Origin of the sequence: Flavobacterium sp. JAS (genome assembly GCF_020991455.1) — a bacterium.
In the GTDB taxonomy this organism is placed as follows: Bacteria; Bacteroidota; Bacteroidia; order Flavobacteriales; family Flavobacteriaceae; genus Flavobacterium.
The window spans coordinates 62,322-88,675 of the sequence record NZ_JAJMOX010000007.1 but is presented as its reverse complement, the minus strand read 5'-3'; the positions used below and the strand labels follow the sequence as shown (position 1 = coordinate 88,675).

Genomic DNA, 26,354 nt, shown 5'->3' with positions numbered 1-26,354 from the left:
TGTATTAATGAGATCTTTTTGTTTCTTTTTTCTTTTAGTGAAGAAACCTATACCTCAGTATTTGATAAAAATAAATTAAATAATTTCGCTACGAATTCACGAATTATATTTAAGATTAATTCGTGAATTCGTGGCGAATATTTAAAAGCTAAAAAAGCTTAGTCACTTAGTAACTCAGCTTCTTAGAACCTTTCTAATAGACCCATCTCACAAAAGCTTCCATTGCAGCATAATGCGACAAACCTAATTGATTGTACAATTGAGCAGTTTCACTATTTCTGTCTTCGGCTCTTTGCCAAAATTCTCTTGTGTCAGTTCCTTGAAAAACAACACCGTCCTTTTGAGATTGGTGCTTGAAGATCCCGTGACGTTTTGCCAAAACCTGATCAGGACTCATTGGTACAGCCATTTCGACCTCGTCAATTCCCCATTCCTGCCAGGCTCCGCGGTACAACCATAACCAGCAACCGTTCATAAATGATTTCGGTTTCAAAGCTTTTACGGCTTCAAAAATAGCATCAAGGCAAACTTTATGCGTTCCGTGTGGATCTGCTAAATCTCCCGCTGCATAAATTTGATGAGGTTTGATTTTTTCGATTAAAGCCATTGTCAATTGCACATCTTCCGCGCCTAAAGGTTTCTTTTCGATAGCTCCGGTTTCATAGAAAGGCAATTCCATAAAATGAATTTGTTCATCCGGTAAACCCACAAAATAACTGGTGGAACGTGCTTCTCCTTTTCTAATTAAACCTTTTAGATATCTAACTTCGGGAATATCAATTTCGCTTGCTTTTTTATTTTTTAGAAATACAATTGCCTTTTTATAAATAGCTTCAGCTTCAGGGCTTTTAATTCCGAATTTTTTATTGTAATCACAAACAAAACTAGCAAAACGTAACGCTTCATCATCTGCAACAGCTATATTTCCTGAGGTTTGATACGCAACATGTACTTCATGACCTTGCTCTTGCAAACGCATAAAAGTTCCTCCCATACTAATGATATCATCATCAGGATGCGGACTAAAAATCAAGACACGTTTTCTTGCCGGTTCTGCTCTTTCCGGACGATTGGTGTCGTCAGCATTTGGTTTTCCGCCTGGCCAGCCCGTAATTGTATTTTGAAGTTTATTGAATATTTTAATGTTGATATCGTAAGCAGGACCAGAATCTGCTAATAAATCGCTCATTCCGTTTTCGATATAATCAGCATCTGTCAACATTAAAATGGGTTTTTTAAGCTGAAGCGCCAATCCTAAAACCGCTTTTCTAATTAGCTTATCCGTCCATGTAATTTTCTCCACCAACCAAGGTCTGTTGATTCTAGTTAGTTTTGAAGAAGCTTCTTTGTCTAAAACAAAAACTGCATTATTATGTTCCTGTAAAAACGAAGCCGGAATTTGATTGGTCACTTCTTCTTCAACAGATTTTTTAATAATCTCGGATTTCCCTTCGCCCCAAGCCATTAAAATAACTTGTTTGGCTTCCATAATTTTCTTTACTCCAAGCGTAATTGCTGTTCTTGGCGTATTGCTCAAACCTGAGAAATCCCCACTTGCAGCAACTCTTGTAATATGATCCAGCGCCACTAATCTTGTTTTGGAATTCTGCAACGATCCAGATTCATTAAAACCAATATGTCCGTTACCGCCAATTCCCAGAATTTGAAGATCAATTCCACCCAAAGCTTCAATTTTAGCTTCATAATCGTGGCAATAATCAGCGATTTGTTCTTTTGTTAAAAGTCCGTCCGGAACGTGATAATTTTCAGGTAAAATATCGATATGATCAAATAGCAATTCTTTCATAAAACGAACATAACTGTTGATCGAATTGGGTTCCATTGGATAATATTCATCCAAATTAAAACTAATTACGTTTTTGAAACTTAAACCTTCTTCTTTATGTAAACGCACCAATTCGGCATATAATCCTTTCGGGGAAGAACCCGTTGCAAGTCCTAAAATGCAAGATTCGTTGTTTTCTTGTTTTGATTTGATAAGTGTTGCGATTTGTTGTGCAACAGCTTTTGAAGCTTCAGCGGAGTTTTCGAAAGCAACGGTATTGATGTTCTCAAATCGTTTTTCGAATCCGGTTGCTTTATCTATTGTACTTTTTATCATTTTGAGTTTATTTTTTATTAATGGTTAAAAAATGCATTACAATCCAAGCTAATAAATAAGCAGAACCGCACATAATGAAGATAATATTGTAACCTGCGGTGATGTTTCCTAAAAGTTTGTAATGATCCAGAATCATCCCAATTGCTAATGGAAAAAGGATTCCGCCAACAGAACCCGCCATTCCGCCAATACCTACAACGGAACTAATGTCTTTTTTAGGAAAATAATCAGATACAGTAGTAAATATATTGGCGCTCCAAGCCTGATGTGCCGCTGCTGCCAAACTAATTAAACCAACTGCCACCCATATATTTTTAGTAAACTGAGCCAGCATAATTGGCAACACACAAAGTGCAATGATAAACATGGTCGTTTTGCGGGCTTTTTGTACATTCCATCCTTTTTTTATAAGATAAGAAGATAAAAATCCGCCACCAATACTACCAATTGTAGTTGCGGTATAAACAATTACCAAAGGCAAACTAGGTTTCTTTAAATCGAGATTAAAGGTTTCGGAGAAATAAGATGGAAGCCAGAATAGGAAAAACCACCAAACCGGATCTGTCAATAATTTCCCGAAGATAAATGCCCAGGTTTGTTTTATTTTGAATAATGCAGTCCATTTTACCGGAACTTCTATTGCCGAAACAAGTTCATTATCACTGTGGATATAATCGAATTCTTCTTTGGATATTTTTTTGTGTCGGGCTGGAGTTTCATAGAATTTCCACCAAAAAATCAACCAGATAAAACCAACTGCTCCCGTAATAACAAAAGCTTCCTGCCAGCCATAAGCGCCCAGAATTGCCGGAACCATAATAGGAGCAACCACAGCACCAACATTTGCTCCCGAATTGAATATTCCCGTTGCAAGAGCGCGTTCTTTTTTAGGAAACCATTCGGCTACGGATTTTATTGCAGCGGGAAAATTTCCTGCTTCAGCAATTCCTAAACCAACTCGGGCTAAGCCAAAACCAAAAGTGCTTTTTGCAAATGCATGCGCCACGGCAGCAATGCTCCAAAAGAACACGGATACAGAATATCCAAGTTTTGTTCCTATTTTGTCAATCCATCTTCCAAAACCCATAAGGCCAATGGCATAGGCCGCAGAAAAAGCCATAACGATATTGCTGTAATCTGTTTCTGTCCAGTTGAATTCTTTCTCTAATGTGGGTTTTAATAGCCCAATTACCTGCCTGTCGATATAGTTTATGGTTGTACCAAAAAACAATAAGGCAAGAATGCCGTATCGAACTCTTTTTTGTGAAGCTATATCCATTTTAAGAGTTTTTACAAGATTGGATTAAAAGCATCATTTTTGAGATATAATCTGAAAATGCTTCAGAATTGTTTTCTTCAATCAGGTTGGATTTAATGAGTTTACTTCCCATACCTACAGCCGAAACGCCTGCACCAAACCACGATTTTAGATTTTGTCTTTCCGGTTCAACTCCGCCGGTTGGCATAAACAGAAGATCCGGAAAAATGTCTTTTATGGTTTGTATATAAGAAGAACCCACTAAATTACCCGGAAATATCTTTACCAATTTTGCTCCCAATTCCTGCGCCTGATGAATTTCTGTAGGTGTTAAACAACCCGGAATCCAGGCTAAATTGTGATCCGAAACTACTTTTGCAACTTCAGAAGAAACAATTGGACTTACGATAAAATCGGCTCCAAGAGCGATAAATTTTTTGGCTTGTTCGGCGGTTTTTATAGTACCAATTCCAAGCAATAAATCAGGCATTTGTTGTTGTGCAATTATCTTTAATGCCTTGAAATTTTCTAAGGCATTTTCACCACGATTTGTGTATTCTAAAACTCTAATACCTGATTGATATAAAGCTTTTAATATATTTATACTTAAATCTTTACTTTCATTATAATATAAAGGCAACAAACCCGATTGAGTGATTTGTTGAATAACATTTTCTGTCTTATTCATTTTGCTTTATTAACTGTTCGATTTCTTCGACTTTGGATGTTGTAGCATCTCCTTTTATGAATAATTTTTGATAGGCTGCTCTTGCTGCAAAATCTACTATTTGCTGTGATTGTTTTTGATGAAGTATTCCGTAAATAAGTCCTGCCATGAAACAGTCTCCGGTTCCTACTTTGTCAATGGTATTTGTCGCAAAAAGAGTTTCGCTTTTGTAGATATTTCCGTTTTGATATAAAGCTGCAAAATACTTTACGCTTTCTTCTTCGCTAAAGCGGAAGGTATTTGCAACCGTTTTACAATTGGAATATTTTGACAAAATTTCTTCAGAAGTAATTCGGGCTTGCTTCACTAAATCAAGATCATTTTCAGATTCGGTTAATTTTGAATCAATTGCTATTCCCAACATTTTCTCGGCAGACCAGATATTTCCCATAATTACGTGGGCATAACTAGCCAGTTTTGGCATTACTTCTTTAGGATTTAAACCGTATTTCCAGAGTTTTTCTCTGTAGTTTAAGTCCAATGAAATTGTTATCCCTTTTTGTGTAGCTGCAATTAAGGCTTCTTCGCAAAGCGCTGCAACATCTGTATTTAAAGCAGGAGCAATGGCTGTAAAATGAAACCAGGAAACGCCTTCAAAAACTTTGTCCCAGTTGATACTTGACGGTTCTAATTCTGAAAATGAAGAATATTTTCGATCATAAATTACGCCGGCATTCTTAACATCAGCACCTTGATTAAGATAATAAGTCCCAATTCTTTCTCCGGATTTAATTACGGAAGTTGTATCAACACCCATTTTATTGTAATATTCAAGGATCGTATCTGACAAAAAATAATCGGGCAGGGCAGTACAATACCCAACCGGAACATTCCATTTTGCCAATGCTAAGGCAACATTACTTTCTGCACCGCCTATATAAGCCGACATATCTTGCTGCTGAGGGAAATTTTCCCCCATGCTGTATCTCAAAAGGATTTCGCCAAAACAAAGAACTTTACCCATGATAAATTAGTCTTCGTTTGATGGTTTTCCTATTGTAGCCAGAATTCCTCCATCGACATAAACAATATGCCCGTTTACGAAATCACTTGCTTTAGAACTCAAAAATATCGCTGCACCTTGCAAATCCTCAGGATCTCCCCAACGACCAGCCGGAGTTCTTCCAATAATAAATTCATTAAAAGGATGTCCGTTTACTCTAATTGGTGCCGTTTGACTTGTAGCAAAATATCCCGGACCAATTCCGTTTGTCTGGATATTGAATTTAGCCCATTCTGTAGCCATATTTTTCGTTAGCATTTTTAGTCCTCCTTTTGCAGAAGCGTAAGCACTTACAGAGTCTCTGCCAAGTTCGCTCATCATAGAACACATATTGATGATTTTACCACCGCCACGGCTGATCATACCTTTGGCAACATTTTTAGAAACTATAAAAGGCCCTGTTAAGTCTACTTTTATTACCGCTTCAAAATCGGCAACTTCCATTTCGATTATTGGAGTTCTCTTGATGATTCCAGCGTTGTTGATTAAGATATCGATTGGGCCAACTTCGGCTTCGATTTTGTTTATTGCAGCGATTACTGCTGCTTCATCAGTAACATCAAAAATATATCCGTAGGCTTCAATTCCCACAGATTTGTATTCTGCAACAGCATTATTTACTGCTTCTTGCGAAGAGTGATCGTTTACAACAATTTTTGCTCCGGCATGTCCAAGTCCTTTTGCCATTGCCATCCCCAAGCCATGAACTCCGCCTGTAATAAGGGCTGTTTTTCCAGTTAAATCAAATAAGTTAATTGACATTTTTTTTCTTTTTTTTTGGTTAATAGTAATCTGATATTTTTATTGAATTGTCTCCTGTTGTAGCTCAGTGTGACACAATTCCTTTGTGATCTCAAAGCAAAGCGCAATTCATAAAACTTTGTGAACTTTGCGTAATCCTTTGCGAACTTTGCGGTAAAATTTTCTTTGTCGAGTTACTTACGAGGCTTCGACTCCGCTCAGCCTGACAAGCAGTACATTCTTTTCAAAAAAGACATGATTATGGCTGTCAACTACAATTTAATGTGCTGATTAAGTGTTTTTATCTAAAGTTTTTATTTATCTACTGTGAAGCTTTATTCTACTTTTACAATTAGTGGATTCTTTATTTTTTGATAGAAATTATCCAAATAATTGAACCATTGTTTGGCCTCAGTAATTTTTCCAGCTTTGTTCCATGCAGCTCCTGTGTAATAAACAATAGGTTCATTATTGGTAACAGTAGTTTTGGCTAATATTTGCGTATTGGTTGCAAACATATTTTTTACAGGCGTCGTTAATATAGATCCAACTCCTGTAGTTCCATCTTCGCCAAATGTTGGTTCCCAATACCCCATAATACCTTGTTGCTCGTTTAACGAAATAACTCCGGCTTCGGCTCTTTTGCTTAAACCAACTACAACGTCAAGAGATTTGGCTCCTTCAAAAGTATAAGTGTTTTCAACTCGATTAAGCTGAGAACCTGCATCAATAGAAATAACTTTTATAGCTTTTACTTTGATTCCGCCTGCATCCCAAGCATCATAAGACAGTTGAAAAGTACTTCTTAAAGGACCATTGTCAAATACTTTCCATTGGTGATAATTTGCTGAATAGCGAATGCTGTCTTTTACAAATGGCGCCATATTTCCTGCTCCTAATGTTGGGCCAACATGATAATAATCCATTCCGTCGCCAGCGTCTATGTGGTAATTTCCTCTTTTGTAGCGGTCGTTAATCACCATTTTATTAGTTCTTTTTACCCAAACATCAAATCCTGAAGCATCTTCACTAGTTTTCTCTATGGCTTTACCATAAGCACGAAAAGCGATTTGGTCATTTTCCCAGGCAAAATCATCTTTGCGTTCCGGTACATAACGTGCATAGGTTTTAGTGACAAAAGTTTCCGGTTTTCCTTTTTGAATTGTTAGCGTAAGTGTTGCTTTTGCTTTAGCATCAACCTGAACTAATAGATTTTGAATTGCAGCATCCCCGCGATGTTCTAACTGAAAAGGAACTTGCTTTTTTGTAGCCTGATTAATCACCACAAAATTGGCAGTATCAATTTGCGGATAATGCGCCAAAATAGTTTCCCATTTTATAGCTACTACAGTTTCTTTTCGTTCCAATGCCGAATTATTCTGAATCGTAACAGTGGCTTTTGTCTGTGCCAAAATACTTATAGGCAGTAGAAAAGCAAGGCAAGTGAAGAGTTTTATAATTTTCATATTCAATTATTTTAAATCGTTAATAGCGCAATGGTCCATATCTCCATAATCTAAATTTTCACCCGCCATTCCCCAGATAAAAGTATAATTTGAAGTTCCCGCTCCAGAGTGAATTGACCAGTTTGGTGAGATTACGGCTTGCTCATTTTGCATCCAGATATGTCTGGTTTCCTGCGGTTGTCCCATAAAATGGCAAACACTTTGGTTTTGTGGTACTTCAAAATAAAAATAAGCTTCCATACGTCTGTCATGCGTGTGTGCCGGCATGGTATTCCAAACACTTCCTGATTTTAATTCTGTCATTCCCATTTGAACCTGACAAGTTTGTACTACACTGTTTACAATCAGTTTATTAATGATGCGGTGGTTTGCCGTTTCCATTGTTCCTAATTCTACAATTTCGGCGTCAGCTTTGGTTACTTTTTTAGAAGGATAAGTATGGTGTGCGGGAGCGGAATTCAAATAGAATTTTGCCGGAGAGTTTGCATCTGCTGATTCAAAAGTAACTTCTTTTATGCCTTTTCCCAGATATAAAGCTTCTTTAAAATCTAGTTCAAATTTTTCTCCGTCAGCGGTGATAATTCCTTTTCCGCCTACGTTGATTATTCCTAATTCTCTTCTTTCCAGAAAATATTGTGCTTTTAAATCATCAGGATTTGGTAAGCTTATTTTTTGATTGATTGGCATTGCACCGCCAATAATATATCGGTCGTAATGTGATAAAGTTAGTTTTACCTGATCTGCGATAAAAATAGTTTCGATTAAAAAATTCTCTCGTAATTCTTCGGTATTCATTTGTTTTGCTTCTTTTGGACTGACTGCAAAACGACTTTCAAAATTGGTATTCATAATTATTTGGTTTATTGTAATTTCAGTTTTTAAACTGTATTTAGATATTAATTTTCATCATTTAATTTTGCCAGATATTCGCTTGGCATACAACCGTAATGTTGCTTGAATGCCGTAGAGAAATACGAAGGCGAATTAAAACCACACATATAAGTGATTTGTGCAATTGTATAACGCTTGCTCTGCATGAGTTCTACAGCTTTTTTAAATCGGATTCTTTTGATGAAATCCATCGCAGATTCTCCGGTAATGGCTTTTAGTTTCAGATATAAATTAGATCTGCTCATTCCGATTTCTTTACTAAACTGATCTACTGAAAATTCCGAATCAGCCAAATGATCTTCGACAATTTGAATTGCGTGTTTCAGGAATTCTTCGTCAAGGGTATTAAAAGCAATATTTTCCGGAACCATTTCTTTTCCTACTGAATAATACTCTTTTAAGCGTTTACGAGAACGTAACAAGTTTGTAATTTTTGCGGCTAATAATGGTGTCGAAAATGGTTTTGTGATATAATCATCAGCACCCATTTCGAGCCCTTTTAGTTGCTGACTGGTTTCATTTCGAGCGGTTAAAAGCATCAACGGAATATGCGATGTATTGATGTTTTGTTTTACTTTTTTACAGAAGTGTAAACCGTCTAATTCCGGCATCATAACGTCGCTGATAATAAGATCAAACGGCTGAACTTCTAAAAGATCCAGTGCCATCTGACCATCATAAGCCACGGTAACGTCATATATTTTGCTGAAATAATCCTGTAAATAATCCAGAATTTCTTTGTTATCGTCTACAATTAAAAGCTTGATTGGCTGATCTCTTTCGATTATTTCATTTTCTTCCGGTAATAATGAATCGTCTGTTTCGAGTTCATTATCAGAGATAATCGACAAGTCATAAGCAGATTCTTCTACATGCTGATCGTTTTTATAAACTACCTCTGCCATCGGAATCGTTACAGTAAAAATACTTCCTTCCTGCATGGTACTTTCGGCAGTAATTTCGCCATGATGCAATTCGACCAAACGTTTTGTAAAGGCCAATCCAACACCGGAACCCAAATTCATCTCGCGATTATTTACCTGATAGAAACGGTCGAAAACCTTAGACAAATCTTCCTCACTAATTCCGACCCCTGTGTCAGCGACCTTAATTTGTACCATATCATTTTTCTTAATCAGTTCAACATGAATTGTCTGACCTGCTTTGGTATATTTAAAAGCATTTGATAAAAGATTGAATAGAATTTTTTCCATTGCATCTTTATCAAAATAAAATAACAATTGTGGTTCTTCTGAATGATACGTATAATGAATGCTGTTTTTCTCAGAAAGTGGTTTAAACGATTCAAAAATTTCCTGTGTAAAACTTACAATATCGCCTTTGCCCACTTTAAGTTGTCGGGTTCCCATTTCGGTTTTTCTAAACTCAAATAATTGGTCAACTAAGTTGTAAAGTCTTTTGGCATTAATGAACATTAATTCGTGTTTCTTTTTGGATATCTTATCCGCAAATGGCATTTTTAATAATTCTTCTAATGGTGCTAAAATCAAGGTCAAAGGTGTTCTTAATTCATGTGATACATTAGTAAAAAAGTCCATTTTTACCTGATTGATATAACTCACACGTTCTTTGTCAATTCGTTCCAATTTTAATTGCTGAACGGCATTTATTCTTTCTTTTATAATTTTAAAACCAATGTATGCTGCTGTACCAATGATTGTAAGCAATAATAAAGAAAACCATATCGTTTTGTACCAAGGTGCCAAAATGATAATTTTCAGGCTTCGAACAGCGCTCATTTCACCATTTGGACCAATGGCTTTGATCTGGAAATTGTATTTTCCGGCGGGTAAATTACTGTAACTAACTTTAAGTTCATCCGTTCGCTGCCAGTCTTTGTCGATTCCTTCTAATTGATAATAATAATGTGTTCTATTGGAAGAAATGTAATTGAATGTATTAAAAAAGATACTGAATTGTTTGTATTCAGGTCCAATTTCCAATTCACTGGTTTGATCGATATGTTCTTCGAGAATATCCGTTTCATCAGCAACGGCAACGTTTTTATTTAAAACTTCTAAAGCTGTAAAACTCAATTTTAGCGGAAGCGGACGTTGTTTTACCATCGAAGGATAGAAATAAGAAACACCTTTAATTCCGCCAAAAAGAAGCATTCCGTCTTTTGCTTTATAGAAAGAATAATCGTTGAATTGCTTGTTTTGTAAACCGTCACTTTCGTCAAAAGTCTGAACAGAACCTTTGTCAGGATTAAACTTGATTAAGCCGCTGTTGGTTGAAATCCAAAGGTTTCCATCGTCATCAGGAAGTATTCCGTAGATGGTTTCTTTAACGAAATCTTTTCTGGCACTAAAACTAATAAAGGATTCCTGCGTTTCATCATACAATCGCAAACCTTCTCTGGTACCAATCCAGATTCTTTGTTTTTGATCTTCGGTAACACAATTTACAATGTCATCGCTTTGTTTTCCGTGTCCAATGTTTCCAAATAACATTGTATCGGGATAAAAAAGCGTTACTCCGTTTGTGGTTCCAATCCAGATACGATGTCTGCTGTCTTCAAAAAGAAACGTAATATCATCAGATGTCGGACGTTTTCCGGCTTTGTCTAAATGAATGTGTGTAAAAGATTTTGTCTCTGGATGAAATTGGTCTAAACCAGATCTTGTTCCTACCCAAATTCTGCCTTTTGAATCTTTTAATAAGCTGTAAACTAAATCTCCTGCAATCGTATTTGGATTGTTTTCGTCGTGGCGAAAGCGCTGTGTAGACCCCGTATTTGGATTCAGTAAATTGAGTCCGCCGTTATGAGTTCCTATTAAAACATTTCCGTTATCATCAAATTCAATGGCTTTTATATTGTTCGAACTTAAGCTGTTTGGGTTGTTTTCGCTATTCGAATAATAACTAATGGTATTGGCGTTTTTGTTCCAATAATTCACACCTTTGTCATTACTTCCAATCCAGAAATTACCTTTTTCATCTTGTTTAATAACACCAATTACTTCGTCATTCAAGGACGGTTTTCCAGAGTTCTGACTCAAAAGATTGAACTTAATATCGTTTTTATGATAATAATTTAAACCTCCGTAATAGGTTCCCAACCAGATTCCGTTTTGTTTGTCTTTAAAAAAACAGCGAACCGAATTTTGACTAATCGTATAAGGCTGAGATATTTGATGGTAATAATTTGTGAATGAATTTTGGCTCGGATTAAAAATAGAAAGCCCTCTAAAGGTTCCAAGCCAGATGTTTCCTTCTGTGTCTTTTCCAACACATCTGATATTATTGTCTGCAATACTACTGTTTGTGGCGCTGTGAAGCAGGGAAGTTGTTTGTCCGTTTTTAGGATTGTATTGAATAACGCCATCGCCTTCTGTGGCAACCCACAATTTTTCCCCGTCTACATAAACATCATTGATATAAGGTCTTTTTGCGCCTAAATTAATTTTTATAAGTTGATGATTCTTGGCTTGCAATTTAAAAAGCCCAACATCTGTACCCAGGATTATTTGCTTTTGCCAAAGTCCTATATAAGCGATTTTTTTAATCTCGTGTGAAGAAGCGCTAAACCTGATCGCGGTAAAATTTTGACTTTCGGGAGAAAGAACAAATACTTCGCCTGTAATCGAGGTTGCCCAGATTTTATGCGTGCTGTCTTCGGTTATGGATGAAATATACCATTCGCCAATACTACGCGGAAGCTGATAATTTGTAAAACTGTCGGTATTGTAATTGTAAACACTGATTCCCTGATTGCCACCAACCCATAGTTGCCCTTTATGATCGGTAAACAAGCTTCGAATGTAATAGGATTGCAAACTGTTTTTGACATTTTTAATTGGTCGATAAACTTTGAATCCCTTGCTGTCATAACGATTTAGTCCGTCCTGAGTTCCAATCCAGATAAAACCCAGTGTGTCTTGCTGAATGGCAAATACGGAACTTTGGGACAAGCCTTTATCGACCGAAATAGTACGAAAATATCGGTCTTGCACTTGTGCGTTGCTTTTAGCAGCGAAAAGTACAAGGAAGAAAAATGTTAACAGGACAATCGTTTTCTTCATGACAGTGGTATTATAATTATTTTGTTTTCTATTTAAAAGGAATTCACCTCTAATTTAAATAAAAACTAAACATCTTTTCTGGTTTAATTTTTATCGTATTTCGCAACATCCGGCAATTCGTCGATTGCTTCTTGTTTGTTCACTTTTGAACCGTTCATTTCTAATAGTACAGAGCTTCCGACAATTTTAGGTGAATATGTTTTTCCTTCAAATTTAATTGGCAGATTACCATAGCTAAACAACGATTTGGCTGTTTTACCATTGATTTGCAATCCAGCAGGTTTTTCGCCGTCTAATTGCGTCTGAATATCCCAATCTCCAACCTGAAAATGTGATAAACCATTGTTGTCTGAGATCGTTTTAATAACTTCTGTTTTACCACCTTTAACTTGAATGATGGTTAAAAATCTGAATTTTTGCTTTGCTTCAGAAGTGATTCCGGCGTGCCATTGGTCTTTAAAATCTTTGATCTCACCTTCATCATTAGTAACTTTGTTCCAGTTTATGGCAGCTTCGTAAAATTTGTTGTGTACGGCCATTTTCAGCGGACTATTGGCAAAAACACTTGCATTTACATTTCCTAAATCTGTTTTTACAATGAAGTTTTGTTGTTTGGCATTCGCCGAATTTTCTCCTTCAATTGTATAATACGGACAATGAAACTGAGTCGTCCATTTTACCGGAGTTTTTGCTTCTAATTCATCGTATAAAACAATATATCCGCCTTCTAATTGCAACATATGTCTGCGGTATAAAGTTACGCCAGATTCTCCATAACCATTTGCTTTGCTTGGTACAACGTTAATTTGCTTGAATCTGTCCAACCAGAATTCACTTTTTATTTCGCCATAAGCGTTACTTGCATCTCCTAAAGCGTACTGAATTCGTTGCCCCGAAATTGCTCTTGGAATCCATCCGTAACCTTCTTCACCAAGTTTCTGATTTAAACTATCGGCTAAAATCGTATTGTAAGCTTTTGAGGTTCTGTAATATAAAAGATTGTGTTTGTCGCTAAAATTGCTGTAATATCCTGTTCCGCCAAAGATTACTTTTCCTTTGTAATTAATGGTAAAAGCATTTTGAGAAGCGTGTCCGTGTCCAGAAGATCCAAAGGGACTGCTAAACAAATAACTGCTTAGGGTTTTATTGGCTTTAGCCAAATCTTCGTGCATGGCGACTACACCAACATCGCCAAATTTGCGTGTTTTAGGTAGGTTTTCCGGTGAAGTTGTTGGTAAATTTCTGTTTGGTTTATAGTTTAATAATCTAAAGAATAAGAAATCATCTGTACCGTGATAATAGCTTGGATAATCTCTTTTTATTTCGCCAACATACCAGTTTAAGTACGGATTATTCATTCTGTAAGTAAGTGCATCTGCAAACCATGCTTCGCCTTTTACGATATACGGAATGTTTTCCCACATGTCACCAATTGCGGTACTTGCAGCGCCACTTGGATGTGTGTACATCATATAATACGGAAGGTTTTCCATCCAGGGTAATTTGAAATAATCGACTCCGCTAAAATCACCAAACATTTGAGATAAGTAAACAATCGACTTAAAGTTAACTCTGAAATAGCCATTTCCTTCGTGCCAGCCACCGTCTGTGGTACCTAAAACCGGGAATCTTGCTGACCAGACTTCGTACATATACGTAAGCCATTCTTTTGCTTCAGGAACATCATTTATAACGGCTACTGTTGCAATTGCAAGGTTGCGTAATGTAATTTGCCAAACGTGATTATCACTTACATGCAATTCAAAACGGTTTGGTAAATGATTGTAAACTCTACGGCCTCTAATGGTTATTACGTTCTTGAATAGCTCTTTTTCTTGTGGAGTTAAAAACTCATATCCGGCATCATAAAACCAACCTAATGCTTCGAGTACGGCGCCGCTTGTAAAATCATCGCCTGTTGCTAATCCGTCAGGATTCATGTTGGCGATATTTAAAGCTCTGCGTTTTGCATCGAGAATAAAACGTTTGTCTTTTGTAAGTTGATAAGCGATACAAAGATTGCGAACCGGATTTCCAACCGCATCACCAAAACCGTGATACATTCTCTCGATAATGATCTTTTTCTCTAACTTGTTTTTGCCTGTTGTATCAATTACTCTTTGTGGTTTTTCTGTTGGAAGTGGCGCCTCCATTAGTTTTTCGGCGAAAGCAATAAATTTTTTAGCTTCGGGATTATCCAGATTATTGCGATAGAAATCTTCGCCAATGCGGTTCATGTCCCACAAAAGCGGATGTGATCCTTCGTTTCTTTTTAAAACTGCACTTATGGGCGGTGAAACTTTTTGACCGGCATATTTTGCATCGATTACAAAATCGTAAACGGATGACCATGTCCATTGGTTGCTGCCTTTTAAAGCGTAAGCATATTTCCAATACCATTTTCCGGCTTTTAATGCCTGATGTAACGGATAAACTGCCCAACGCTGTTCTGGGCTGGTAAGCAAATCTTTAGTGAAACTTTTGTCGCTTGCCAACATTATTTTGTATCGGACATTGCCAATATTTGGATCTTCGGGAACTTCGCTGCCGCTTTCCATTGGTTTAACCATTTCCTTACCATTTGTTGCTGGCCAAAGCAGGGCAGGAGCATTGGTTGGAACCATTATTCCGTTTACCGGATAAGGCCATTCGCGAACTCTTGAATGTAGTTTTTCTGCTGTTAGTTTGATCGTGGCTGAAGGTTGCTGACCAAAAACAGACAAGCTTAAAATGGTGAATACTAACGTGAATATTTTTTTATTGATCATGATATTTTTTTTCTTTTAAGCGAATTATAATCCTGAATTGAATTTATCTCCATTGTTTTTGCACCATTGTTTTAAATATTGACGCATGGCAATTAATTCTTTTTTGTATGTTTTGTTTACCGCCAGATTGGTGATTTCACCTGGATCTGTAGTTAAATTGAAAAGCTGTTCTTTTAATTCACCTTTGTTGTAAACAATATATTTATAATCTTTTGTGATTACGGCACGTCCGCTAATGTTTAGGAGTTCTTCGTTATCGGCAAAATCCGTTTCGATGACTAAGGTATCTCGTAATTTTTCTGCTGGATTTTCTATCTTTTTGCTGATGTCAATTCCTCTTAAATAATAGGGTTTTGGAACTCCTGTAAAACCACAAATCGTTGGGATAATATCGGTACCGTTGCAAACTAATAAATCATCTGTTCTGGGTTTCCATTCGCCTATTTTTGAAATGATGAATGGAATTTTAGCCGACTCTTCGTATAATATTTGTTTCTGATTCCAGCTGTGTCCTGCGTAACCGTCTCCGTGATCTGCTGTAAAAATGATAATGGTGTTTTTCTCGATATTGTACTTTTTTAAAGAGGCAAGAACCATTTCGATATAACTGTCTACTTTTTCTACCAATCGGTTGTATGCCCAGCGGTATTGTCGCCATTGATCAGGATTCCAGTTTACAGTAGGATAAGTTCTAAAACTTATTTTTTGCTGATCGCGGACAATTTTTGGTTCATTGTCTGGAATTTTCCAATTAGCGGGTAATTGTGGACATTGATCTGCGGGAGGTGCTTTTTCTAAAATATCCATTTTTAAATCTTCATCACGAGCCCATTCGCAAATATCATGTGGATTCAAAAAGGAAGCTACAAGTAAAAATGGTGTGTTTTTATTTTCTTTAATAAATCTGGCACAGAAAGATGGTGTTGCGGCATCATTATAATCCTGAAAATTGGTGTTTTCAATGTATTCAAATCCGTGCTGGCTTTTCTTTGTGGTAGGAACGGGAAGGTGCCATTTGCCTACATAACCGGTTTTGTAACCTCCGTTTTGGAAAATTTTTCCCATCATTAATAAATCGTCCGGCCATTGACCGTCTTTTTCGGGAGCGTTGCCTATAAATCCTGTTTGAAAAGGCATTTTTCCACTCATTATGGCAGAGCGCGACGGCGAACATAAAGGCTGAGCACAATAAGCTTTGGTAAAACGTACTCCGTTTTGTGCTAGTTTATCCATTGCGGGTGTGTGCAAATCGGTGTTGCCGGCAATGCTCATTGCATCAGCGGTTTGCTGATCGGTCATGATGATTAGAATATTAGGATGCGCAGTGGTTTGTGCGTTACTTAATACCGGAATATTTAGTACTCCTAATAGACATAGAATTATTATGTTTTTTTGAAACATCATATCTACCTAATTTTAATAGATTGGTTTTTGGTTTTGTAAAGTCTTAAATGCAAGAACGAATTTACTCAACAACCTTTTATTAAGGTTTTGAATTTGTGTAAAATGATATTAAATTTAGTTAAAAGCCTTTGAAAGCGGTGATAATTAGCCAAAATGATGTTTTAGCGCTGAGGATTGCGAAGTGTTTTTAGCCACGAATTTGCTTCGCCTGTTCGCTATCGCTCGAGTCACGAATAAGCACGAATTTTTTAATTCAATGTTATCGTCTTGTTTTGTCATTTTCGAACGAGAAATCTCCACGAGAAGCTCGACAAAGATTGGATTCACATTACAGCTAAAAATAATTCGTGTAGATTCGTGCAATTCATGGCAGAACTAACCACAAAAAAAGACGCAAAGAATATAAAAAACTTTGCGTCTTTGCTCCCGATAGCTCCCGGGATTGCGAGATTATTCTATTAATTTATTAAGCGCTTTTAAACTTTTGAAACGCATTCGCGCAAGCACCCAACAATCCGGCTTTGTTCCCTAATTCTGCCGCTACAATTTTGCTATGGGCAAAAGAAATAGGAAGTGCAGCTGCTTTTACTCTTTGTGTTAGTTCATCAATATAAAACTGACCTGCTTCGCTGATTCCGCCGCCAATAATCACTTTCTGCGGACTAAATATATTTACAAAATTGACGATTCCCGCAGCTAAGTAATCGAAATGATGCTGCATGGTTTTTACCGCATGATCTTCTCCCGAAAGATATTTCTCGATAATGGTTTTGCCATCAATGTTTTTTTCAGCTGCTGTGTTCTGAGTTTTATAATAATTGATTAATGCCGTAACAGAGGCGTAGGTTTCTAAACAACCGCGTCCGCCGCAATTGCATAATATCCCGTTTTGCTGAATCACGGTATGACCTAATTCACCACCACGATTTTTGAAGCCGCTGTAAAGTCCTTTATTAATCATAATTGCTCCACCAATTCCTGTGCCGATAGTTAGAAAAACAGCATCGGTACTGTCTTTGGCTGCGCCGTAAATTAGTTCGGCAAGTCCCATTAAGTTGGCATCATTATCAATTACAACATTATGTCCTGTAAGATCTTTTAGAATTTTACCCAACGGCAATTGCTCAAAAGCGGGTAAATTAACACCACCGCCAACAATAACATCATCTTCGATAAGACCGGGAAAACCAATTCCGATACCTACAATTGGTTCTTTTAATTGATCTGTACATTGTGTAATAGCGTTACTTATTAAAGTTATAATTTCATCTTTGGTTTTTACATCTTTTAAGGAAACTATAAATGAAAACAGGATTTCTCCCAGTTCATTAACAACACCACATTTAAGTGAACTACCACCAATATCAATCCCGATTGCGTACGATTTTGACATTTGTATATCATCTAAGCTAGTCATAATGCTACTTTTATTTTTGTTATTTCTTTTCTATTTAAAACAATTAATGCAGAACGACAAGTTCTGCATTAATGTTTAAAAAATGATTGATTTTATAAAAAAAATTAATTGTTTGTTTTTTATCATTGTCATGACAAGTATTATTGCTTTGGTTTAGTACTTAACGCTTTTCCAAAATCTCTCCATATCTGAAATTGTTCAGGTGTTAGAATCAATTTTTCTTTGGCTGTTACATCTTTTTTTAAAGCCTCAAGTTTTTCTTGTCTATGGTCATAAAAAAGTGCCGGATCATCTTTAATAGCTTTTTGAGCTTTACCGCTTTCTGCAATTAGATCGTGCATTTTTTGTCTTTTGACATTGCTAAGTTTCATGACTGTAAAAATAGAGTCTCTTAATACTTTCATGTCTTTCGGTTTATCTTGCGCTGACATCATTGTACTAATTAACAGCATACTGAATAATACTATCTTTTTCATAATTTTTGGTTCTATATTTTTTCCAAAAAAAAACTATTTATCTGGAAGGATTATCAAAATTTATTGGTCTAATAGTTTGGATTCTGGCGTACAATATTCTTATTTACATCAGTTTCATTTTGTGGATAAGGGTATAATTCATGCTTACCGGTTACAAAATTGTTAATTGATGGATAGAAATAGTTCGAACGAATTAATTTAACAGCTGCGTTTGTCTCGATTATTTTATCAGACAAAATTCCCCATCTAATTAAATCGGCTCTGCGTATTCCTTCTCCTGAAAGCTCCATAGCTCTTTCTTTTTGCAGAGCTTTAAGAAAATCGGCTTTGCTTAATCCTGATTTAAGATTAATTTCTGCTTCCGTTGGTTTTGCTATAAGCCTTGCTGTTGCAGTTGCTCCGGATCCTTTTCCGTCTACACTTGTAATGGTTACCGTTGGGACAGAAGTATAGCCGTCGCCAGAACGTAACATGGCAATTGTACCAATACCTCCGCTGGCAAGTGTTACTACAGCTGCTGAAGCATCAGAACCGCCGCCGCCTGTAATTTGTATTAAAACATTTGGTGCAGATGTGTATCCTGTACCTTTGGTTTTTATATCAATAGCGATTCGGCTTCCTTGAATATCTGCTCCAAAACCTCTTCTTCTTACCTGATTTACGGCATCATACGCAATTGAATTTGGACCTTCATTTAATTCATTTTCTACTTCAGCTTGCATTAAAAGCAAATCAGAATAGCGCATAACCACCCAGTTAATATGTGTGTAAACTCTTTCTGCAGTTGCATTAGTCTGATATTCACGGCTCCATTTGGCGACCGTCCAACTTTCATCTTGTCTTGATGTTAAAAGCGGAACTTTATTTCCCAATGCATTTATTGAATAGGTTGCAATCGAAAAATCTCTTCTTTGATCTGCTGGATCAAAACTATTATAAAATGGTTTCGGAACTAAACATCTTGCAATATTTGACGGATAAAATCCATTTGCTGTAGTTGGTCCGTTGAAGTTTCCAACCCAGGATGCATTTCCTATGTTTCCTGACGGATTGTAAAAAGCAACCTGAAAAATGTTTTCAGTTGGTTCTAAAACATGCTGACATTGGTTTTTAAATACTTTAGCATAAGAAGGATTTAATTTGTATGGATTTTGAGCCATAACATCATTAATTTGCTGTTGCGCTATTTTATAATAGTCTTTATAGTTTTCAGGACGTTTCATCGTTCCATCTGTATTTAAAGAATATCCCCCGGCAAATAAGGCAACTCTTGCCAGCATTGATTTAGCTGCCCATTTGTTGATACGCTCATCTGTAGGAGTTGACTCAGGTAAAACAAGAGCAGCTTCCTGCATGTCTTTTATAATTTGAGTGTATATTTCTTTGCGGTCAACAAGAGCTCCTTTTAGATTATCTCCTGATTGCGAACTTTTGGTTTTAAAAGGAACATCGCCCCATAAACGAACAAGTTCAGAATAATAAAATCCGCGCAAGAATTTAGCTTCACCAATTAATCGGTTTAATTGCTCTTTTTGGTTTGGAGTTCCATTACCATAAAGAGACATTTGAGGTATTTTCTCAATGACTACGTTTGCTCTGTCAATTCCTTCGTAAAGTTTACTCCATGAGTTGTAAAGCGCTATAGTTTGAGAGATTCCCTGATAATGCGCGATTGTTCTCCAGTCATCAGCACCTTCACCGCTCATTTGTACAATATCAGTATCGGCATCAAAAATTAATGAAATATTCCAGCCATAACTATCCATCGAAGACATTGATTCGTAAACGCCTAATGTAGCCATGGTAGCTTCGTCTACACTCGAGAAAAAGTTGGCTGTGGTGAAATAAGAATAAGGCGTTACTTCTATTTCGTTATCACAGGAATTAAGAGGCAATAGGAGACAGGCAATACCTGCTGCAACAATGGCTCTGCGAGAAAATATATTATTTTTCATTTTTCTAAACTTTAAATTATAACGAAATATTTAATCCTGTTAAAAAGGTTTTACTTCTAGGATAAGCACTAAAATCGACTCCTCTTGTTATCGCATTATTAAGTACGCTTACTTCTGGATCATATCCTGAATATTTGGTAAATACATATAAATTATAAGCGGTAAAATAGATTCTCAGATTTGAGATTTTCGATTTCTTTAACCATTCTTTTGGTAAGGTATAACCTAAACTTATATTGTTAATTCTTAAAAACGAACCGTCTTCTATAATATCACTGTACAAACGTCCGGTTGCATTACCTGCATAAGAAGGATTTGTTTTACCAACATTTAAGGCTTCCAATTCAGTTGGGTCTGTTACTCGTTGTCCTGCTGCATTTATAGTTGTCCATCGATCAGCATAAATGACAAATGTGTTTAGATTTTCTAAATTAAGTCTTGAGTTGTTCAATACATTGGCATTGTAAATATCGTTGCCCACTGTAAAATCAAGAAATATACTTAGATCAATTCCTTTATAGCTAAAAGTGTTGTTTAAACCACCTGTAAATTTAGGATTAGCATCACCAATTGCAATTCTGTCTAGATCGTTGATTACACCATCGGGAGTTCCGTTTGGACCGCTAATGTCTTTAAATTTAATGAACCCCGGCTGTACAGCTACATTATCTTTAACAACGCCTGTTTTTAAAGTATAAACACTAGTCGCTGCGTTATAATCAAAATCACTTACCTGGTATAAACCGTCGTTTATATAACCGTACATAACTCCAACCGGTTTGCCAACTTGCAAAATATAATCACTCTTATCTGTGTAACTATTCGTTATTAGTGAATTTTCGCCTTCGCTTAATGAAAGTACTTTGGTTTTATTAAAAGCTATATTGAGGCTTGTATTCCAGTTAAACTTTTCGGTTTTAATGTTAACAGTGTTTAATGTAAACTCTATTCCGCGGTTTGAAGTCGCTCCAATATTCTGAAATTGTTTTTTAAATCCTGAACTAGACGGAATACGTGTGTTATAAAGTAAATCCTGAGAACGGTTTTCATAAAGTTCTGTAGTAAGTGAAATTCTTTGTTTGAAGAATCCCAAATCCATACCAATATTAGTTGATTTTGTAGCTTCCCATTTCAGGAACGGATTAGGAAGATTGTTTTGAAATGCAGTAATATTCACTTGATTGTTAAGTGGATAAGATCCTGAATTAAAGATACCTAATGCGGCATAATTTGCAATTCGGTTATTTCCGGCTTCTCCATAACTAAAACGGAATTTCAGATCAGAGAATACAGGTAAACGCTTCATGAAATCTTCCTCGATAACTCTCCACGCCAAAGATACTGAAGGAAAATATCCCCATCGATTTTCGGTACCAAATTTAGACGAACCATCGGCTCTGATACTCGCAGAAAATAAATATCTGTTTTTGAAAGAGTAGTTTGTTTTTCCAAAGAATGATAACAGTTTATCATCTTCGGCAAATGTTGTTGGAATTCCCGGAATGGTTCCTAATTGCAATTTGTCCCAACCTAAATTAACATCAGGAAAAGCAGAAGCAGAAGCAGTGACTCCTTCGGCATAATTATAAATGTATTCCTGACCTGCTGTTACATCAAATTTATGATTGTTTAAAGTTTTGCTGTACGTTAAGACGTTGTTGTAGTTTAAACGAGTCGAAATATTGTGTGTAACTCCACCATTTGGTCCGCCGGCTCTAATTGCCTGTATACCATCAGAACCATTGAAGTATTTACTTTTTTCACTATTATCTGTGTAACTAATTAATCCCGAATAAACTAAATCAGGAGTAATGTTGTATTTAAGCTGCATACTCATGTTTATGGCTCTTGTAACTGCTTCTCTTTTTTGATTTTCGATCGTAACAAGCGGGCTCTGGAGCGCTGGTGAAGCCTGATTGTCTAATGGATCAACAGTTAAGTATTTTAAATCTTCATCTGAGCCTGTTTTTCCAATCGTTGGGCGATATTGTAATACGTTTTGCAACATACTTAATCTCGCATTTCCACCTTCGCCAGTAGAAAGTCCTGTTATTTTTTGATTAGAAAAATTGACAATTGCATTAACAGAAAGCTTTTTATTCACATTATGTGTAACAGAAAGTTTTGCGATATTTTTGATAGATTCGCTTCCTAACATAATTCCCTGATCGTTATTGACAGAATAAAATGCGTTGAATTTAGTATCGTTTTCTCCTCCGCTAATCGCTAATTTGTGATATTGACTTACTACGGCATTTCCAAAAACCTCGTCTTGCCAGTTTATACCTTTTCTGTTTTTGTAAAGCCCCTCAAGCTGATCATAAGTACCATAATTATCTTCAAATTTCTGTTGTCTTACGGCATCTGTAATTGCTCCTTCATACATTAATTGTGTGTATTGATACGGATTCATTAACGGAAGCTCTTTGGCAATCGTTTTTATTCCTCCGTAAGTATCATAGCTCAATTGTAGTTTTCCGCCTTTTGCTCTTTTTGTAGTTACCAAAATTACACCGTTTGCACCTTGCGCACCATAGATGGAAGTTGATGATGCATCCTTCAATACATCAATAGTTTCAATATCTGTATTGTCCAAAAAGTTTAATCCGCCCGTTTGCGCAACACCGTCAACAACATACAAAGGCTCGTTACTTTGCGTGATCGAAGTTCCCCCACGAATTCTAAGTGTTGGTTGGGCACCCGGAGTTCCATCGGGCATTGTAACCTGCATACCAGCAATACGTCCTTGTAATGCCTGCGCTACGTTTTGTACCGGAACTTTTGAAAGTTCTTCCCCTTTAACAGAGGAAACTGCTCCGGTAATATTTTTTCTGGTTTTTGTTCCGTAACCTACTACAACTACCTCGTCAAGATTGTTAGCGTCATCAATCAACTTGATTTTAATAAGTGTTCTGTTTTTAACTTGCTCTTCTTTGGGTTTTGTCCCAATAAAAGTAAAAATCAATATGGCATTAGATTTTACTTTGATTTGATATTCACCGTCAAATGAAGTAACGGTACTATTCTTAGTTCCTTTTTCAGAAACCGTTGCTCCTGGCATTGGCATGCTTTGCGAATCGGTTACTACGCCCTTTACGGTAATAATATCCTGACCGTACATAACTGTACAAGCGGTAAGCAGCAAAAATAAAAATATAGTCCTTTTCATAATTTTTTTTAAATTGGAATAAGTGTGACCTTATTTCCTAATTGATATTATTTAAGTTTAGTTTTCGTCTTGTCATGTAAATTATCCACTTTCTTGTTGCAATGCCAAATGATGTCTGTCAAATGATTCTGGCAAGATTATGAGTGAAATTTCAAAAGTACTTTTGAAATAAAAATGATTTTAATGTCACTTATGAGTTCCATTATATCAATCACTCAATTATTGTACGTGGAGAAAATTATAACAATTAATTAACTTGAGAAAGGGGCTGGGGAATTTTTCGCCTGGTAAATAAAAATAGATTCTGTTCTGGTTGGTTCATTTTCTTTGGATTGGTCATGTTTTTTTTGATTTAATAAAAACAAATATAGAAATCGACTATATATGACAGTTTTGAAAATGTCCAAATTACTATTGATTTTGATTAATTAGGCTTTTAAAACCCTTGAAAATACGCGTATAATCAAGGTTTTGTGCTGTTTTACCGGTTTTATTATTATGTAGAAAGTACCGTTTTTACTGAATATTTTTGAAATAATTTGTGTAGTATAATTGTTAAATTAAAGTGAGCATATTATTAACGAAAACGATGTAAATTTTAGTGTAATTATGTTGAATCAAGTATTGTTTCTTTTTGATTTCTCAGATAAAACTGATAAAAGTATTTTGGGAAATTAGTTTTAACGTCTGTTGTGAAAACAGATTTATAGAAGATTTGAAGATTGCTATGTAAAATCTCTAGATAATGAAGAATGTTCAAGATTAAATAAACGCAATTTTGTCATCTCAACGGAGGAGAGATCACATGCATAACTCGACAAAGACAAGATTGTGTTCTGATTGCGAATGCTTTTAACAACGATAAACCCGACAGGTTTTTAAAAACCTGTCGGGTTTGCAATTGATAATCTTATATATTTAATTAATCTTTCAAGCTTGTTTTAATTTCGCTCTTTCTGCCGTCTATGGTAATGTTTAAGCTAATATTTCCTTTCTCATAATCATTGTCTTTATTTGGCTTAATGCTTATTTCCGGTACTTTATTTCCGTTAAACGGATATAATACTGTTATGAATTGCTGAGTTGTATTGTCGTTTTTAGGTTTTTCGAAAGCAAAGGCCGGGCGGGTAATTTCTTTAGCATAAATGTACGATACTTTTCCTTCTTCTTCATTTAGGGTTACTTTATCAGTATTTAAAGATTGTATCAAAAGGTTATTGCCATCTTCATAAGTCGTATAAACTTTAGTGTTGGTTTTATCATAAACAGGCTTGCTGTCTTCTTTTAATTGAAAGTGAACACCAAGGTTTCCGGTAGCTTTACCAATGGCTTTATCAATGATTACAAAGTACTTTTGATCTATAAAAAGTACGCTTCTTTGATGGTCTAAATCTGTATAACTTGGATTTGTATAGGTTAATAAATCAAGTTTTTTACTGGTTTTCCATTTGTTTTGTTCAGCTTTGGTAATGACCATATTTTGATTGTCTAATGTCAAAGTACTGTGAACTCTGGTCTGGCGAAACCAATTTCTCATCTTAGTAACTTCGGCATCACCACTGTAGATATAACAACCTGTATCTGGTGTAAAATTGCGTCCTTTTATCCAAAGCTCAAAAGTTCCATTGTCCGGTTGCGCATGAAATTCGGCAGGAGGTCCGGCTTTCATAATCATTGCCGTTGATTTTTCGTTCCAACCATTTCTAAAAATATAGAAACCACCATTTGGCAAATCGTGCGAAGTATAATTTGGCAGTGAACCTTCTTTACCTTCAGTAGCAAAATATTTAATTGAATTGTTATCAGGAAAGATTTTTGACCAGCTTAAATATTGTTTCATTCTGCCGCCTTTATCAAATACCCATGCATCGCCAAACATAGGAGTGCTGTAATCCGGGAAAGATATATTGGCTATAGCCGAAATCATTTTTTCAATCGTTTTGCTATAACTATCAGGAAACTCTTTTTCTATACCTGCCATTTTTGCTGAGTTATAAGCTTTCATAAAGATATCGATAGTGGCAACTTGATAAATAGGAGAGAGTTCCCATTGAACACCATCTGCAAGAACTTGTAGTTTGATTTCACGATTCAATACTTCGATACCGTTTTTACGCCATTGCTCAGCTTGTTTAAGTTCCGGAAAAGAGGCTCCTGCGCCTAAAACACGTTGTGCTTCAAACAATAAATGATTACCATCTTTAGTATAGTTTTTAGGAACATAGTCAGCTTGTTTGTTATAACTTTCCAAAAATTCCATTAAAAAAGCTGGAGTGAAATTAGGAGAAACTACAAATAGATTGAATGTTCCAACAAGACTTTGGATGCGATCAGATACTTCCAGAGGTCTCCAGGCTATTCCATCATTTTCTTTAGAACGTCCTAAGTAATTCTTCTTATTCCAATCGCGAAATTGTAAAATCCATTCCTTAGCATATTTTTCATCACCTGTGCTGCGATAAGCCATTCCCATGGGCTGCCACCAGGTTACGCGGTGCAATTGCCAGCGAACTTCATTGTCTTTTACGGGCCAATAATCCCAGTTAATGTCTTGTCCATAATCAAAAAAGCCATATCCTTTGTGTGGTTGAAGTTTATGCAGTAAAGCATTGTCTGCTTTTTCAAGATTGGCTTTTCCAATATCTTTTCCTTTAAATCTCGCTTCGTCTCCTAGATTAAATTCAGCATTTTTGATGTTTTTTCGGTTGCGATAATAATTCAGTAATTCTTTGGCTGCAGCCTCATACTGTGCAGTTTTAAAAAGAGTATTGACTTTTTCTAAGCCTGGATATTCAAGATTAATAGCGTCAAAGCTTTCTTTTTTTACCGGGGCTTCCTGAGCCTCAGCAAAACAGACTGTCATTAGCATCAAAAACAGAGCTGTTGTTTTTTTAAAATTTTTCATTGGGTT

General features: G+C 36.1%; 15 protein-coding genes. All 15 read right to left on the bottom strand.

Annotated features, from left to right (window positions below; translation table 11 throughout):
• Positions 1-193 precede the first annotated feature (193 nt).
• Positions 194-2,122, bottom strand: coding sequence for a glucosamine-6-phosphate deaminase (gene nagB, locus LPB88_RS11700; RefSeq protein WP_230715690.1), 1,929 nt, complete (start codon positions 2,120-2,122; stop codon positions 194-196).
• A gap of 7 nt (positions 2,123-2,129) precedes the next feature.
• Entirely contained in the window at positions 2,130-3,401 is a 1,272-nt protein-coding gene (locus LPB88_RS11695; protein WP_230715689.1) for an MFS transporter, read from the bottom strand.
• Between the two features lies 1 nt (position 3,402).
• The gene (locus LPB88_RS11690; RefSeq protein WP_230715688.1) at positions 3,403-4,068 is read right to left on the bottom strand and encodes a bifunctional 4-hydroxy-2-oxoglutarate aldolase/2-dehydro-3-deoxy-phosphogluconate aldolase; all 666 of its coding nucleotides are present in this window, start codon (positions 4,066-4,068) and stop codon (positions 3,403-3,405) included.
• Positions 4,061-5,071, bottom strand: coding sequence for a sugar kinase (locus LPB88_RS11685; protein WP_230715686.1), 1,011 nt, complete (start codon positions 5,069-5,071; stop codon positions 4,061-4,063). Before LPB88_RS11685 ends, LPB88_RS11690 begins: the two co-directional genes overlap by 8 nt.
• A gap of 6 nt (positions 5,072-5,077) precedes the next feature.
• Positions 5,078-5,872: a gluconate 5-dehydrogenase gene (locus tag LPB88_RS11680; protein WP_230715684.1), complete on the bottom strand. Its 795-nt coding sequence runs from the start codon at positions 5,870-5,872 to the stop codon at positions 5,078-5,080.
• A gap of 314 nt (positions 5,873-6,186) precedes the next feature.
• On the bottom strand, positions 6,187-7,317 hold the full coding sequence (locus LPB88_RS11675) for a DUF4861 family protein (RefSeq protein ID WP_230715682.1): 1,131 nt from the start codon (positions 7,315-7,317) through the stop codon (positions 6,187-6,189).
• A 6-nt stretch (positions 7,318-7,323) separates the two neighbouring features.
• Positions 7,324-8,166: a 5-dehydro-4-deoxy-D-glucuronate isomerase gene (gene kduI / locus LPB88_RS11670; RefSeq protein WP_230715681.1), complete on the bottom strand. Its 843-nt coding sequence runs from the start codon at positions 8,164-8,166 to the stop codon at positions 7,324-7,326.
• 47 nt (positions 8,167-8,213) lie between these two features.
• Positions 8,214-12,254 (bottom strand): hybrid sensor histidine kinase/response regulator transcription factor, encoded by a 4,041-nt coding sequence (locus tag LPB88_RS11665; RefSeq protein ID WP_230715679.1) that lies wholly within the window; start codon positions 12,252-12,254, stop codon positions 8,214-8,216.
• Positions 12,255-12,337: 83 nt separating this feature from the next.
• Entirely contained in the window at positions 12,338-15,022 is a 2,685-nt protein-coding gene (locus tag LPB88_RS11660; protein ID WP_230715677.1) for a DUF4962 domain-containing protein, read from the bottom strand.
• 24 nt (positions 15,023-15,046) lie between these two features.
• Positions 15,047-16,426, bottom strand: a complete 1,380-nt coding sequence (locus LPB88_RS11655) for a sulfatase (protein WP_230715675.1) — start codon at positions 16,424-16,426, stop codon at positions 15,047-15,049.
• Positions 16,427-16,892: 466 nt separating this feature from the next.
• Positions 16,893-17,843, bottom strand: a complete 951-nt coding sequence (locus LPB88_RS11650) for an ROK family protein (RefSeq protein WP_230715669.1) — start codon at positions 17,841-17,843, stop codon at positions 16,893-16,895.
• Between the two features lie 140 nt (positions 17,844-17,983).
• On the bottom strand, positions 17,984-18,319 hold the full coding sequence (locus tag LPB88_RS11645) for a hypothetical protein (RefSeq protein WP_230715668.1): 336 nt from the start codon (positions 18,317-18,319) through the stop codon (positions 17,984-17,986).
• Between the two features lie 68 nt (positions 18,320-18,387).
• On the bottom strand, positions 18,388-20,274 hold the full coding sequence (locus LPB88_RS11640) for a RagB/SusD family nutrient uptake outer membrane protein (protein ID WP_230715666.1): 1,887 nt from the start codon (positions 20,272-20,274) through the stop codon (positions 18,388-18,390).
• A 16-nt stretch (positions 20,275-20,290) separates the two neighbouring features.
• The gene (locus LPB88_RS11635; RefSeq protein WP_230715664.1) at positions 20,291-23,443 is read right to left on the bottom strand and encodes a TonB-dependent receptor; all 3,153 of its coding nucleotides are present in this window, start codon (positions 23,441-23,443) and stop codon (positions 20,291-20,293) included.
• A gap of 922 nt (positions 23,444-24,365) precedes the next feature.
• Positions 24,366-26,348 (bottom strand): heparin-sulfate lyase HepC, encoded by a 1,983-nt coding sequence (hepC, locus tag LPB88_RS11630; protein ID WP_230715662.1) that lies wholly within the window; start codon positions 26,346-26,348, stop codon positions 24,366-24,368.
• Between the last annotated feature and the right edge of the window lie 6 nt (positions 26,349-26,354).

Bases quoted from the DNA above. Each gene is read 5' to 3' on its own strand.
- nagB (WP_230715690.1), bottom strand. From the start codon at position 2,122: ATGATAAAAAGTACAATAGATAAAGCAACCGGATTCGAAAAACGATTT.
- LPB88_RS11695 (WP_230715689.1), bottom strand. From the start codon at position 3,401: ATGGATATAGCTTCACAAAAAAGAGTTCGATACGGCATTCTTGCCTTA.
- LPB88_RS11690 (WP_230715688.1), bottom strand. From the start codon at position 4,068: ATGAATAAGACAGAAAATGTTATTCAACAAATCACTCAATCGGGTTTG.
- LPB88_RS11685 (WP_230715686.1), bottom strand. From the start codon at position 5,071: ATGGGTAAAGTTCTTTGTTTTGGCGAAATCCTTTTGAGATACAGCATG.
- LPB88_RS11680 (WP_230715684.1), bottom strand. From the start codon at position 5,872: ATGTCAATTAACTTATTTGATTTAACTGGAAAAACAGCCCTTATTACA.
- LPB88_RS11675 (WP_230715682.1), bottom strand. From the start codon at position 7,317: ATGAAAATTATAAAACTCTTCACTTGCCTTGCTTTTCTACTGCCTATA.
- kduI (WP_230715681.1), bottom strand. From the start codon at position 8,166: ATGAATACCAATTTTGAAAGTCGTTTTGCAGTCAGTCCAAAAGAAGCA.
- LPB88_RS11665 (WP_230715679.1), bottom strand. From the start codon at position 12,254: ATGAAGAAAACGATTGTCCTGTTAACATTTTTCTTCCTTGTACTTTTC.
- LPB88_RS11660 (WP_230715677.1), bottom strand. From the start codon at position 15,022: ATGATCAATAAAAAAATATTCACGTTAGTATTCACCATTTTAAGCTTG.
- LPB88_RS11655 (WP_230715675.1), bottom strand. From the start codon at position 16,426: ATGATGTTTCAAAAAAACATAATAATTCTATGTCTATTAGGAGTACTA.
- LPB88_RS11650 (WP_230715669.1), bottom strand. From the start codon at position 17,843: ATGACTAGCTTAGATGATATACAAATGTCAAAATCGTACGCAATCGGG.
- LPB88_RS11645 (WP_230715668.1), bottom strand. From the start codon at position 18,319: ATGAAAAAGATAGTATTATTCAGTATGCTGTTAATTAGTACAATGATG.
- LPB88_RS11640 (WP_230715666.1), bottom strand. From the start codon at position 20,274: ATGAAAAATAATATATTTTCTCGCAGAGCCATTGTTGCAGCAGGTATT.
- LPB88_RS11635 (WP_230715664.1), bottom strand. From the start codon at position 23,443: ATGAAAAGGACTATATTTTTATTTTTGCTGCTTACCGCTTGTACAGTT.
- hepC (WP_230715662.1), bottom strand. From the start codon at position 26,348: ATGAAAAATTTTAAAAAAACAACAGCTCTGTTTTTGATGCTAATGACA.